Source organism: Streptomyces sp. CC53, from assembly GCF_001865245.1.
Taxonomy (GTDB): Bacteria; Actinomycetota; Actinomycetes; order Streptomycetales; family Streptomycetaceae; genus Streptomyces.
Genome location: NZ_MKXB01000064.1, coordinates 94,697 through 107,861 on the forward strand (window position 1 = coordinate 94,697; position 13,165 = coordinate 107,861).

At 74.0% G+C, this 13,165-nt stretch carries 11 protein-coding genes; 5 read left to right on the top strand and 6 right to left on the bottom strand.

Translation table 11 applies throughout. From position 1 onward, the window contains the following. Window positions 1-22 precede the first annotated feature (22 nt). Both BJP40_RS06075 and BJP40_RS06080 read left to right on the top strand, forming a co-directional pair. Window positions 23-241, top strand: coding sequence for a hypothetical protein (locus BJP40_RS06075; protein ID WP_071279226.1), 219 nt, complete (start codon window positions 23-25; stop codon window positions 239-241). Between the two features lie 309 nt (window positions 242-550). Further along, complete coding sequence (locus tag BJP40_RS06080; protein ID WP_071279228.1) at window positions 551-1,540, top strand: glycosyltransferase family 2 protein; 990 nt, start codon at window positions 551-553, stop codon at window positions 1,538-1,540. A gap of 132 nt (window positions 1,541-1,672) precedes the next feature. On the opposite strand, the gene BJP40_RS06085 is transcribed toward BJP40_RS06080, so the two are convergent. Then, window positions 1,673-3,193 (bottom strand): DUF6056 family protein, encoded by a 1,521-nt coding sequence (locus BJP40_RS06085; protein WP_071279230.1) that lies wholly within the window; start codon window positions 3,191-3,193, stop codon window positions 1,673-1,675. A 223-nt stretch (window positions 3,194-3,416) separates the two neighbouring features. Here BJP40_RS06085 and BJP40_RS06090 point away from each other — a divergent pair, with 223 nt between their 5' ends. Beyond that, window positions 3,417-4,235, top strand: coding sequence for a VOC family protein (locus BJP40_RS06090; protein ID WP_071279232.1), 819 nt, complete (start codon window positions 3,417-3,419; stop codon window positions 4,233-4,235). A 264-nt stretch (window positions 4,236-4,499) separates the two neighbouring features. Here the strand turns inward: BJP40_RS06090 and BJP40_RS06095 are convergent, their stop codons facing one another. Both BJP40_RS06095 and BJP40_RS06100 read right to left on the bottom strand, forming a co-directional pair. Then, window positions 4,500-5,030 carry a hypothetical protein gene (locus tag BJP40_RS06095; protein ID WP_071271617.1) on the bottom strand — a complete coding sequence of 177 codons (531 nt, stop codon included), beginning with the start codon at window positions 5,028-5,030 and terminating at the stop codon, window positions 4,500-4,502. Between the two features lie 478 nt (window positions 5,031-5,508). Next, window positions 5,509-6,537, bottom strand: a complete 1,029-nt coding sequence (locus tag BJP40_RS06100) for an NAD-dependent epimerase/dehydratase family protein (protein WP_071279234.1) — start codon at window positions 6,535-6,537, stop codon at window positions 5,509-5,511. A 408-nt stretch (window positions 6,538-6,945) separates the two neighbouring features. On the opposite strand from BJP40_RS06100, the gene BJP40_RS06105 reads away from it, so the two are divergent. Then, window positions 6,946-8,550, top strand: coding sequence for a PP2C family protein-serine/threonine phosphatase (locus BJP40_RS06105; protein ID WP_071279235.1), 1,605 nt, complete (start codon window positions 6,946-6,948; stop codon window positions 8,548-8,550). Window positions 8,551-8,704: 154 nt separating this feature from the next. On the opposite strand, the gene BJP40_RS06110 is transcribed toward BJP40_RS06105, so the two are convergent. Next, on the bottom strand, window positions 8,705-10,198 hold the full coding sequence (locus tag BJP40_RS06110) for a hypothetical protein (protein WP_071279237.1): 1,494 nt from the start codon (window positions 10,196-10,198) through the stop codon (window positions 8,705-8,707). A gap of 231 nt (window positions 10,199-10,429) precedes the next feature. On the opposite strand from BJP40_RS06110, the gene BJP40_RS06115 reads away from it, so the two are divergent. Next, a complete protein-coding gene (locus tag BJP40_RS06115; RefSeq protein ID WP_071271604.1) occupies window positions 10,430-11,545 on the top strand; it encodes an aminoglycoside phosphotransferase family protein in 1,116 nt (371 codons plus the stop codon). Window positions 11,546-12,197: 652 nt separating this feature from the next. Here the strand turns inward: BJP40_RS06115 and BJP40_RS06120 are convergent. Both BJP40_RS06120 and BJP40_RS06125 read right to left on the bottom strand, forming a co-directional pair. Beyond that, on the bottom strand, window positions 12,198-12,590 hold the full coding sequence (locus BJP40_RS06120) for an RNA-binding S4 domain-containing protein (RefSeq protein ID WP_071279239.1): 393 nt from the start codon (window positions 12,588-12,590) through the stop codon (window positions 12,198-12,200). Between the two features lie 15 nt (window positions 12,591-12,605). Further along, entirely contained in the window at window positions 12,606-13,106 is a 501-nt protein-coding gene (locus BJP40_RS06125) for a hypothetical protein (RefSeq protein WP_071279241.1), read from the bottom strand. Window positions 13,107-13,165 lie beyond the last annotated feature (59 nt).

A 13,165-nucleotide genomic window follows, 5' to 3' on the forward strand; every position in this document is an offset into this window, starting at 1 on the left:
CCCGACACGGAGGAAAAACAGAATGATCAAGAAGGCTCTCGCCACGGCCGGTCTGGCCGCGGCGGTCCTGGGCGCCTCGGCGCCCCTCGCGACCGCCGTGGGGGACGACCGGGTGAGCACGCAGAACGGCAACTTCTCCACGCAGTCCTACGGCAACACGGGGTCCGAAGGGGCGGACACGCCCGAGGAGCCGACGAGGACGCTGGAGCGGGGGGAGGGCCTTCTGCGGGCGCTGCGGTGAGGAGGGCCGCGCGGGCGGTCGGCAGGTGACGCAGGGGATGGCACGCCGCAGGGGGGTGTGCCGAGGGCGTCGCCGCCGACAGGGTTCGCGCGGTTTCCGTGGGCGCCGACGTCGGGCCCCGGCTTCCCTAGTGGGAGGCCGGGGCCTTTCGCGTGAACGTGGGCGCCGCGCCGCGTCGTGCGGCGCTTCCACCGTCGAAGCTGTGACGGGATGGGCGCGCGGGGCAACCCGTTCCGCGCGATGGTCATCTTCCCTGTGTGGCGGCCCGCCGGGGCCGCCTTTCCCGGGCCAGGGTGCATGGAGACAGCAATGGTGGACCTCTCGATCGTCGTTCCGTGCTTCAACGAGAGCGAGGTGATCGACTCCTTCCACAGGGCCGTGCTGGACGCGCTGCGGCCCACGCGGCTCTCGTTCGAGGTGTGCTACGTCGACGACGGGAGCGGCGACGGGACGGTGGAGCGGTTGCGGGAGCTGGCGCGGACCGACCCGCGGGTGCGGTACACGTCGTTCAGCCGCAACTTCGGCAAGGAGGCCGCCCTGCTGGCGGGCATGCGGATGGCCGGTGGTGGGGCGGTGGTCCTGATGGACGCCGACCTGCAGCACCCTCCGGAGCTGGTGCCGCGCATGGTGGAGCTGCACCGGCAGGGCTTCGACCAGGTGATCGCGCGGCGGGACCGGTCCGGTGAGGGCGCGGTGCGCAAGGCGTTCAGCCGCGCGTACTACCGGCTGGTGCGCCGGTTCATGGAGGTGGAGATCGCGGACGGAGCCGGGGACTTCCGGCTGCTGTCGCGGCGCGCGGTGGACGCGCTGCTGTGCCTGCCGGAGAGCAACCGCTTCTCGAAGGGCCTGTTCTCCTGGATCGGCTTCGACACGGTCAGCTTCCCGTACGAGAACGTGGAGCGGGCCGCGGGCTCCTCCAAGTGGGGCGGGCGGCGGCTGCTGAACTACGGCATCGACGGGTTGCTGTCGTTCAACAGCCGGCCGCTGCGCCTGGCGATCCACACGGGGCTGTGGCTGTTCGTGTCCGCACTGCTGTACGCCCTGTGGATCGTCGGGAACGCGCTGGTCAGCGGGGTCGACACGCCGGGTTATGCGACGCTGATCACCGCCATAGTGGGTCTTGCGGGAGTGCAGCTGGCCACGCTGGGCGTGATCGGTGAGTACGTGGGGCGGATCTACCACGAGGTGAAGGGCCGGCCGCACTACGTCGTACGGGAGACGGAGCGGGGCGACGCGGCGCCCGCCGAGGCGGTGGCGGCCGGCGGCCGGGCGGCGCAGCACGCGGGCCGGCCTTCCTGAACCCGGTCCGGGGAGCCGGCCGGTCTTCGGTGGCGCCCCCGGCCCCCGGGACGCCGCGCGCGGCTCTGTGGCCGCGGACGCGGCTCCGTTACCGGCACCGGTGGCGGGCCGGGACGGGGCCGTGGGCGCCGGTCACTTCGGGAAGGGCGGGCCCTGTGTGATGTCCTCCACGCCGTAGTAGTCGGCGATGCACTGGGCGGGCCACTTGTGCGTGCCGTTCCTGCCGAAGGGTTCCAGCATGCGGCCGACGCGGTTGGGCCGGTACGGGAGGGTGGTGGCGCCCGCCTCGGCCTGTTCCCGCATCCACTGGTCCTGCCGGTCCCAGCGGTCGGCACGGGTCTCCATGTCGTCGCCCAGCCGCAGGAGCGGCGGGTACAGGGAGCCGACGGCGGTCACCGTGAGCGCGGCGGCGGCCACGGCGACGACGGCCGTGCGGGTGGCGGGGCGCCGCCCCTCGACCGGTCGCAGGGCGCGCCCGAGGAAGGCGCCGGCGGCCACGAGCAGCAGGACGTAGAGGAGCAGGTAGTCGTTCCAGGTGCGCTCGGTGGTGATGAGGCGGTCGCCGAAGACCGGGTACGTGATGACGGCGCACAGGTAGCCGGTGACCAGGAACGTGAGGAGGCCGAGGCCGAGGACCGGCAGGGGCCGCAGCGGCCGGAGGGCGGTGCCGGGGCCGGGGCGGCGGCGGGTGAGCAGGCCGAGCAGGACACCGGCGGCGACCGCGCCGAGGTACTGCCAGGTCGTGAAGACCGTTTCGAGGATGAGGACGTACTGGCGCAGGGCGCCGACCAGCGATTCGGGCGCCAGCATGGAGACGGTTTCGGCGTCGTAGCGCTCGCGGCGGTTGCGGGACCCGGGCGACGTCATCAGGACGAGCGTGCCGGCGGCGATGCCCGCCATGCCGGCGAGGGACCAGATGCGGGCGTGGCGGCGGGCGCCCGGGGCGAACACCCGGCGGGCGAGCACGACCGCGGCGCCGAGCACGACGAGCGCGACGAGGGACGCCTCCTCGGACAGCGTGCCCATGAACGCCCCCGCCAGGAAGACCGCGGCCACGGCGGCCTTCCTGCCCCGCGGCGTCCGTGCGGTGAGCAGGGGCAGGGCGGCGGCGACGGCCAGTACCGGGGCGAGGGTGTGGGAGACGGACGCGGCGGGCCAGTAGAACGTCTTGTAGGTGTTGGTCGTCGCGAAGAGGAACAGGGCGGTCACCACGGAGGCGGCGAAGAAGGCGGTGCCGGGAGGCGCCTCCTGGCGGGTGCGGCGCAGGACCAGGCGGAGGAACGCCCACAGCACGAGCAGGATGACGACGCCGCTGATCAGGCCGTACCACTGGTGGCCGGCGACCGGGAACCGGGTGTAGAGGCCGACGAGGACCCCGTTCGCGAGGCGGCCGTTGTCCGTGGAGTAGAACGTGTCCACGAGGCCGAGGACGCCGTGGTCGCGGACCTGCGGGATGAAGCACCACTCGTCGGCGGAGGGCCGTACGTGGCGGCCGAGCCAGGAGGCGAGGGCGAGCAGCGCCAGGGCCGGAAGGGCGAGCAGCGGCACCCAGCGGGTGAACCGGTGGCCCGGCTCGGAGGACGGGTCCGGGGGTGCACCCGCGGGGGTGCCCCCGCGGTCGGTGTCGGTGACGCGGGATGCGCCGACGGCCATGCTCACCACTGCCTTTCGCAGAGAGGTCCTTGATCCGAAACCGTAAGAGGCAGGTTCGACCGCCGCCGTTCCCCCGTGATGACCACGTCACATCCCTACCATCAGGAACCACCATGAACCTGGATGAAATGGGCACCCATCACGTAAGCAGTGCAGGATGGGACGAGAGCGAGGCACCGGGGGCGGTACGGCGACGCGCGAGCGACTTGGGGACGGTTTGCACATGACCAGAGAACCGGCCGCCACTGCGGCCTCCGGCAGGACGTCGACCAGCGCGGTCTTCGGCGCGCCGTGCTGGGTGAGCCTGATGACCCGGGACCTGCGCGCGGCGCACGACTTCTACGGCGCCGTGATGGGCTGGGAGTTCCGGCCCGCCCGGCTGGGCGAGGAGTTCAGCGTCGCGTTGTCGGGCGGCAAGCCGGTCGCGGGCATGGGGGCGCTGGCGTCGGCCTTCCACGTGGCGGTGGCGTGGACGCCGTACTTCGCGGTGCAGGACGCGGATGCCACGGCGGCGCGGATCCGGGAGCGCAGCGGGACGGTGGCGGTGGGGCCGGTGGCCTTCGTCCTGGGGCGCGGCGCCCTGGCGGCGGACCGAGACGGCGCGGTCTTCGGGATCTGGGAGGGCGAGCTGCCCGCGGGCTGGGAGATGTGGCGGGCGGTCGCCCCCGCGTGGGTGCGGCTGCACACGCGCGACGCCTTCGAGGCGGCGATCTTCTACGGGGAGGTGCTGGAGTGGGCGTGCGACAGGCCGGGCTGCTGCGAGGTGGAGTACGAGGGTGACGAGGTGGTGCTGCGCAGCGGCGGGCGTGCGGTGGCGCGGCTGAGTTCGGGCGCCCTGGAGCAGGCGCCCGACCCGGCGATCCGGCCGCGCTGGCAGGTCCACTTCCCGGTCTCCGACGTGGAGGCGCGGGTGACGGCGGCGCTCCGGCACGGCGGGACGGTGATCGCCCACGAGTCCGGTGTCCAGGCGACGCTGCGGGATCCGGACGGGGGCATCTTCACCCTGACTGCACCGGGCTCGGCCGAGCCCCGGCCGGCGTAGCGCCGGCCGAGGCGGCCGGCCGGCGACCGGAGTGGGAGGGTGCCCGCCCCGGGAGGGGCGGGCGGTGCCTGCGTACCGGCGCGGCCCACCGGGGTCGCGGGGCCCGCGGCCGTGATCGACGTGGTCGCGGCGGCAGGTGCGGCGGGTTGCCACGGTGAGGCCTTCCCGGTGCACCGAGCGGTGCCGGGCGCGGCGGCCGCCGGACGGGTACCGATCGTCGGGACGCCCCGGGGTGCGGCGGGGGCCCGGCGCCCTGGGACGTCGTCAGTCCTCGGCAACGCGGTCGAGGTCGAGGGAGAGCAGCGCCTTGCCCTGGGCCTTGATGAAGGCGTAGTTGATGGACCCGCCGAGCACACCGCCGACGAGGGGGATGAGCTTGCCGGCCGTTCTCACGGAGAGCCTCTTGACGATCTCCTTGGCCACCTGTCCGGCGATCACTCCCACTCCGTACGCGGCGGCCTGCGTACCGATCTTGACGCCGAGGGACAGCCCTACGATCTTGATGAACTGGTCGAACGGGACGGAGTAGCGCCCCGTGCGGTGGTAGATGACCGCCAGAGTCACCCGGAACTGCTGGGCGATGGTGTTGACCATGTCCGCCGGGACACCGAGGAGCATGGTGACCGGGCCGCCTATCCCAGCCGTCACTCCTGTCGTCGCCGCCAGCGCGGCACAGTGGGTGATGTAGCCGTCGATGCCCTTGCGGTCGACCAGCTCCTTGACCTTCATGCCGTCCAGATGGCTGTGCGCGAACTCAAGAGCCGCCACGACCGCATGGTGATCGATCTTGGCCATGATCCCCCCTCGGACCTCAGACCTGTTGACCGGCGTTCCGGCCGGCTTTCAGCGTCATGCTGGCAGAGTTCGAGCCAGAAGCATGTGTAAATGGTCACATCGCATTGACTGATTCTGTGTCAGGTGCTTTACCTGCCCTGAGAGTCCGCGGCACGGCGGTGACGGATGTGTCGCGAGGCGTTGCCGTCCCGACCTCGCGGGCGCTACCTCGACTGTCTCCGCCGCACGGACGCCAACCCGGGCGACGACGGCGCCCGGTGACACGCCCGTGCCGTCTCCGGCGGGCCCAGCGCGGGTGACCGGGCGTTCCCGCCACGGAGCGCCTGCCGCCCACGACGGGATCTCTCGGCGGGGCGGGCTCCAGCAGGGCCGCCACGCCGGCGCTCCGGTTCCGCCGGGGGCACCGCACGGGCAACACGGGCGTCGCCCCGGGTGGCCGCCCTCCCCCTGATCCGCCGGCCCCCTCGGTGCGGTGGCCTCAGGCGACCCGGCGGCCCGCCAGGGGTGGCGTCGGGAGGCCGGAACCGCTGCGCAGCCCGTCGAGGAGTTCCCGGAGCGCCTCCAGACCGGTGCGGCGCGGCCGCCAGTCGAGCTCCGCATGGGCGCGGCCGCAGTCCAGCAGGGGCAGGCGCAGGAACGCGTCGAGCAGGTGGGGCGACGACGGGACCAGGCGCAGCCCCCACCCGGCCGCGACCGCGGTGCGGACGGCCCCGCGGGGCACGCGCACGACCCGGGCGTCCAGCAGGCCGGCGAGTTCCCCGGGCCCGATGGGCGGATCGGCCGCGACGTTGAAGGCGCCCCGCACGTCGTCACGCAGGACGGCGATCCGGTAGGCGTCGGCCGCGTCGTCGGTGTGGGTCGCCTGGAAGAGCAGGCCGTCGATGTCCGGCACCACCGGGATGAAGCGCGGGTCCACCAGGGGCCCCGGCAGGAAGCGGCCGGCGAAGATGCGGCGCTGAGCGCTGGCCGAGGCCTCCTTGAAGAGGAACGACGTGCGCATCCGCACCACCCTGATCTGCGGGTTCTGCAGTTCGTACGCGTCGAGGACGCGCTCCAGATACGCCTTCTCCCGGCAGTACGCGGCCTCCGGCCAGCCGTGGGTGGGCCACGACTCGTCGACGGGGTGGTCCGGCGGGCCGGGCGAGTAGGCGCCGACCGACGAGGCGTGGACGAGGACGGGCACCCCGGCGGCGGCCACCGCCCGGAAGACCTTCAGGCTCCCCAGGACGTTGGTGCGCCAGGTGGCCACGGGGTCGTGGGTGGGCTGGAACGCCCAAGCGAGGTGCACGACGGCGTCGGCACCCTCGAAGTGGGCCGTGAAGGCGCGGTCCCCGTCCTGCTCGACGTCCGCGGTCACCCACGTGGTGCGGGGCGGGTCCCAGTCGGGGCGGCGGCGGGCGACGCCCACCACGGACCCGACGTCCGGGTCGTTCGCGAGGGCCGCGACGACGCTGGTGCCGACGTTCCCGGTCGCTCCGGTGACGACGATCCTCTTGCCTGCTTCCATGCTGACCGCTCCTGCTCTGCCGGGTGCGCGGGGCTGCCGTGCGGGTTCCGGGGCGGGTGCGCCCGGTCCGCCCGCGGCGCGCCCGTCCGAGTACCCCCGCCCGCCGCCGTTCAACGTCCGGGGGCGGGCACCGGCGGGCGGATGTCCGGGGGCGTGCCCGGCCACACGGCCCGTACCGACGGGTAGAGGCCGGTGGGCGGGGCGGGCGGCTGCCGGCAGCGGCAGGAAGGGGTTCCCTCTCCGGTCCGGCCAGGGTGGCTGGATCCCGCTTGGCCTTCGGTATATGCCAGGAGCACCACCGGATCGAGTGTGTCCGAATCCCTTACGGGCCCTTCGCGCCTGTGCGACAGTCATAGCCGGTCCCTGCTCCTCCAGGCCCTGGCCGCCGCGCCCCATCCGGAGTCCGACATGCCGTCCCATCTGTTCGCGGACCGTCCCAGCCAGCAGCCGCCCGAGCGCGGCGCGGTGGACGCACTCATCTCGCAGACCCGCAGGCTGCGCGGGGAGGTCGACGCCGTGCGCAGGGACGCCGCGGCGGACGAGGACGACCCTCGTGGCCGCTGGCAGCGGGCCCTGTGCGACCTGGCCGTCCATCAACTGGAGGACCTCGACGCGCACCTGGGCCAGCTCAGGGACGGACTCCCCCCGGGTACGCCCGAAGGGGGCGCACCAGAGGGTCGCGCGGCGGCGCACGGAAGCACCCGGGGTGCGCGCCCGGGGCCTCGCACCACCACCGATCGTGCCGTCTTCGTCCCCGGAACGCGCGTTTCGGTCGATGACGGGCTGCAAGACCGCAAGGAATCGGACAGCGGCAGTGCGCCTCGTCACCGTCCCGACGGGCGCCCGCTGGCGGAGCGGACGACCGGGGCGCTGCTCCACCGGGTCGGCAGCGCGGAGTGGAACCTGCTGACGGACGAGGTCAGCTGGTCGGACGAGCTCTTCAGGATCTTCGGACGGGACCCGTCAGCCGGGGCGCTGACGCTGGACGAGCTGCCCTCCCTGGTGTTCGTCGAGGACCAGGCCCTGCTGACGCAGCTGGTGACCGGGTGCCTGATCGACGGCCGGCCCCTGGACGGGGAGTTCCGGATCGTCCGCGGCGACGGAGCGGTCCGGACCGTGCACATGACGGGCGAGCCCGTGCTCGACGGGGACGGCTGCACGGCCTCCATGTGGGCGGTCTTACGGGACGTCAGCGAACTGCGGCGCAACGAGCGCGCGGTACGGGAGTCCCGCGCGTCGCTGCACCACCGCCGGGCGGCCGAGCAGGCCGGGCACCGGGCGGCGGCGGAGTTCCAGGACGCCGTGCTGCCGCCGTGGCACGGACCCCTGCGGCTGGCGGGGGGCGGCTCCGCGCTCGATGTGGCGGGCCACCTCGTGCCGTCCCGCACGGACGGGCAGCCCGCCTCCGACTGGTACGACGCTCTGGAGCTGCCCGGCGGCGACGCCCTGCTGACGGTCGGGGACCTGCCGGGACACGGGGTTCCAGCAGCGTCCGGGATGGCGATGCTGCTGGGCGCGCTGCGCGGGCTCGCGGTCGCCGGGTTCCGCCCCGGGGCGCTCCTCGGCCACCTGAACACGCTGATCGATTCCTCGGCACAGCCCGCGCCGGACGGCGCCGTCTGCTGCCGCTACGAGCCGGCGACCCGGACACTGCGCTGGGCGCAGGCCGGACACCCCGCCCCCCTGCTGTTCCGCGGCGGACGGGGGACGGTACTGCCGCGGCCCGAGGGCGCCCTCCTGGGCGCGACGGCGGCCGGCGGTGCCTACGCCGAGGCCGAGGTGCGGCTGGAACCCGGGGACGTGCTGCTGCTGCACACGGCGGGCCCGGCCCGCGCGGCCGGAGGACCGGACGCGGACACACCGGTGGAGCGGCTGCTCGGGCTGGGGGCGCGATTCGCCCGGGCTCGGGACGCGCAGGACTGCGTGCACGCGGTGGTGGAGGAGTTCGGCGGCCGTGCGGGGGCCGTCTACGGGTGTGCGGTGGTCGCCAGGGTGGGCGGCCTGCCCGCGTAGGGCCGTGCGCCCGGGGTCGGCGCGTGGACCGGCTCTGCGGGTGCGGTGGCGGCGACGCTCGTCTCCGCCGGCCCGGGTGCTCTCTTCCCGCCGTGCGGCGGGTGCGTGGACGGAAAGGGCGGGGCGGGCTGGCAGGGGGACGGCCCACCGGTGACTAGGCGTGCTTCGTCCCGAGCTTCTTCACCTGTTCCTTCGGCATGGCGACGAGGATCTCGTCGCGCAGGTCGTCGATCTTCGTGTAGTTCGCGTAGCGGGCGGTGAGCCGGTACATCTCGCGCAGCCGGTCCCAGGTCCGCTGCGACGAGTTCGCGCTCATCGAGTTCAGCGCGAGTCGGGCGTAGCGGTCCGCCTGCTCGGGGTCGTCCGCGATGAAGCAGGCCGACGCCATCGACAGGTTGTCGAAGATCTTGGAGCGCTCCCGGCCGTCGATCCGCAGCTCCAGGGCCTTCTGCGCGTAGTACTGCGCCTGCTTGGCGGCGTTGGGGTCGTGCTCGGCCAGGGTGCGGTAGGCCAGCGCCTGCATCCCGTACAGGTCCTCGTCCTTGAACGTCTGCATCCAGTTCGGCAGGGCCTCGTCGTTGCGGTGTGCGACGAACAGGTCCTCGGCCTCACCCAGGGTGCGCCGCATGGCCTGGCCCCGGCCGAGGGCCGCCTGGGCCCACGCCTCGATGGTGTGCAGCATCGCCTGCGTACGCGGCAGGATCTCGGTGCCGGCGCCGGCACGGGCCAGCTTCATCAGGTCCAGGGCCTCGTCGGGGCGGCCCAGGTGGACCATCTGGCGGGCGGCGCGGGACAGGGCCTCACCGGCGCGGGGCCGGTCGCCGCCTTCGCGGGCCGCGTGGGCGGCGATGAGGAAGTACTTCTGGGCCGTCGGTTCCAGGCCGACGTCGTGGGACATCCAGCCGGCGAGGACCGCGAGGTTGGCGGCGACGCCCCACAGGCGGCGCTGGATGGCGTCGGGGTGGCGGTAGGCGAGCATGCCGCCCACCTCGTTGAGCTGGCCGACGACGGCCTTGCGCTGGAGCCCGCCGCCCTTGGCGGCGTCCCAGCGGCGGAACACCTCGACGGAGGTCTCCAGCTCGTCGATCTCCTGCCAGCCGATCGGAGCGGCCTCGTAACGGTCGAAGCCGACCGGTTCGGCGTGGAGGGCCCGGGTGGGGGCGTGGGGGGTCTTCGGGTGGGGGGCGTCGGTGCGGAACCAGTCGTGGAGGGCGCCGGTGATGACGGAACCACCGGTGATCGCGGCGCCTGCGGTCACCATGCCGCGTCGGTTGAGCATGAGGTCCATTCCCGTGAATTCGGTGAGGACCGCGGCCATACGGTCGGGCGCCCAGGGCAGCCCGTCAGGGTTGTCGGTGCTCCTGACGTCCCGCCGTTTCCCGGCGCGCCCGCGTCGTACGAACCCGAGGTCCTCGATGGTCACGACACGGCCGAGTCGCTCGGTGAACAGGGCTGCCAGCACCTTCGGTACGGGATCGCGGGGGATCTCCCCCGTGTCGATCCACCGCCGCACCCGCGAGGTGTCGGTGGCCAGCTGCGGGTGGCCCATGGCCGCCGCCTGCCGGTTCACCAGCCGCGCGAGTTCGCCTTTCGACCAGCCGGACAGTCCGAAGAGGTCGGAGAGGCGGGTGTTGGGTTGTCCTGTCACGTCAAGCCCCCAGGTTCTCGGCTGAGTTGACAGTAGCCCCACGCCAGGGGCGTGGCGACTATTCGCCAGGGTTCGCCAGGGTGCGCAAGCTGTTTAGCCACCCGCGGCCCGGTGTCAGGTAGGAAAGCGCCACCCCGTCCCGGCGACGGCCCTCATTCCCCAGGGTGTCGGCAGGCGGCGGGACGGGGGAGCGTACGGAGTCGTCGGCACGCGAAGGGATCTGTCTCGCCCATGTACACAGCATCGTCCTCCGTGTCCGCCCCGCCCCGTCCCCGTACCGCGCCGGCCGGCGGCGGACCGTACCTGGACCCCGCAGCAGTGGGGCGTGCCAGGCGGTGGGCGGGGGCGGCGACCGGACCGCTGAGCGGCAGGATCGACCTGTCGGGCCCGCAGGGGGCCCAGCTCCGCAAGGTCATCGGGGCGGTCCACCGCATCTGCCCCGAGTTCAACCCGGTGCAGGTGATGCGGCGCAGCGGACGCTCGGTGCTGCTGATCGGCACGACCGGCCGGACCACCGCCGTGGCGAAGTGTTTACTGGACCACTCCCCCGCGTGGGTCGAGCGGTTCCGGCACGAGATCACCGCGTACCGGACGTTCGTCCGGCACCGGCCGCCGGTGCGGGCGCCACGGCTGATCGCGGCGGACCCGGACAACTGCGTCCTCGTCCTGGAGCGGATGCCGGGGCGGGCGGCCGCGCTGAGCCGCCACCCCGTGGAGGCGCCGCCGCGGGCGGACATCCGCGCGGTGCTCGGTGCGATCGCCCGGCTCAACGCGTGGCGGCCGCCGGCGGGCACGTTCGGCACCCCCCTGGACTACCCCTCGCGCGTCGCCCGCTTCCACGAGCTGGGGCTCTTCACCGACCGGGACCGGGACGACCTGCAGAAGCTGCTCCACGGGCTGGCGCAGGGCCAGGGCCGCCAGGGACTGGGGCAGTTCTGCCACGGCGACGCGCTGCTGTCGAACATGCTGCTGTCGCCGGCCGGGCCGGTGCTCGTCGACTGGGAGCACGCGGGCTGGTACCTGCCGGGGTACGACCTGGCGACGCTGTGGACGGTGCTGGGTGACGCACCGGTGGCGCGGCGGCAGATCAGCCAGCACGCGCAGGCGAACGGTCCTGCGGCGCGGGACGCGTTCCTGGTGAACCTGATGCTGGTGCTGACGCGGGAGATACGGACGTACGAGACGGCCGTGCAGCGGACCATGCGGGAGGCTCCGCCGGCCGGCTCGGTACCCCTCCAGCCCGGGGCCGTCGCGCCGGGCGAGGAGCAGCGGCTGCTGCTGAGGCGGCTGCACGACGACATCGCCCTGGCACGCAGAGCAGTGCGGGCGGCCGTGGGCACGCGCTGAGCGGACGGGCGGGGCGCGCTGTGCACCCGGTGCCGTGGTCACCGGGTGCACAGCGCGTCGGCATGTCCCGGGGAGGCGCGGCGAGGTCGTGCGAGCGGCTCCTCGGCCCGGGTGGCGGGGCGTGCACTCGTGTCACCCGGCGAAATGGCGGCTGGGACGCACGGGCGGGGTAGGGGCCGGCGCCGTGCGCCACAGGATGCCGCCACGCCCGCGGCGCCTCGTACCGCGACGCCGGACCGGGCACGGCAACCGGGTGTCGTCTCCGGAGGTCTCGCGGAGCGCCCCGGTGCCGGCACCGGAGAGCGCGGCCGTGGGCTGCGCGACGCTGGTGAACGGCCTTCGTCGCGGACCAGCAGGTGCCGTCCGTGCCGCCTCCGCACGGTCCGACGGGCCTGGGGTCGTCGGCGCCCCACCCGGGCGTCCCGGCCGGCACCGGGAGCGCGGTAGCGGCAGGCGGTCGGCCGGTTCCAGGGCGTCCGGCGGCGGTCGGGACACGGGGCCCGCTCCAGGTGAGGGGGCCGGAAGGGCCAGGCCGGTCGCGCCGTCACGGGACGCCCGTGCCCGTGGGGCGGCCAGCGGGCGGTAAGGACGAGGCGGACGTGCCCGCACCGGCACGGGCCGGGCGGCCGGGCTCCCCTGTCTCCGGCTGGGGCTAGGCGCGGCGGGCGCCGCGGAGCTGGTCCAGTTCGCGGCGCTCGCGCTTGGTGGGGCGGCCCGCTCCGCGGTCGCGGACCGCGGCGAGGGCCACGTGCTCACGGGGCGGCGGGGCCGGCGTGCGGTCCGTGTACGCCTCGGCGGCCGCGGGGGCGCCGACGCGCTTGGCCAGCGGCTGCCGCACCTCGACGATGCGCTCGCGCCCCGCGTGGAAGACACGCACCTCGTCGCCCGGCTTCACGTGCTGGGCCGGTTTGGCGCGGTCGCCGTTGACCTTGACGTGCCCGGCGCGGCAGGCCGTGGCGGCCTGCGAACGGGTCTTGGTGAGCCGCACGGCCCAGATCCAGCTGTCGACGCGTACGGTCGGGGAGGTCTCAGGGGTTGCTGCCATGATGTCCGGTGAACGTCAGCCCTGCTGGAAGAGTTCCGCGGGGAGCGGCTTGAGCAGCGCGTACAGGTCGTCGGTGATGGGGCGGTCCCAGCTGGCGATGGTCACCAGCACGTTGTCGCTGCGGTCGAACTGGACGCAGGAGATCCGGCTCTCGGTGAGCTTGAGGCGGCGCACGATCAGCAGGTTGTCGCCCTGCATGACCGGGACGTCCTCGGTCTCGGCGACCTCGACCTGGTCGTCCCTCTCCAGGGCGGCGAGGAGCTGGGCCACCTCGAAGGGGATCTGCCCCTCGGCGAGGTCGCGGGCCGGAGAGCCCTCCGGCAGGTTGCCGATGATCATCGCGGGGCCGCGGCCGCCGAACAGGTCGTAGCGCAGGAAGACGCCCTGGCAGCTTCCGTCGGGCGCGGGGAGCAGCCCGGCACCGAGGTTGCCGGGCCAGTCGCCCGGGTCCATGGCCAGGACGTCGAAGTCCGGGCCCGCGGGGGTGGCGGGGCTGCGGCGGCGGAGGAACGACATGGTGCCATCGTACGTGGCCGGGGGTGCGGTGCGGCGAGCGGGGCGGGGCGCCGCGGGGC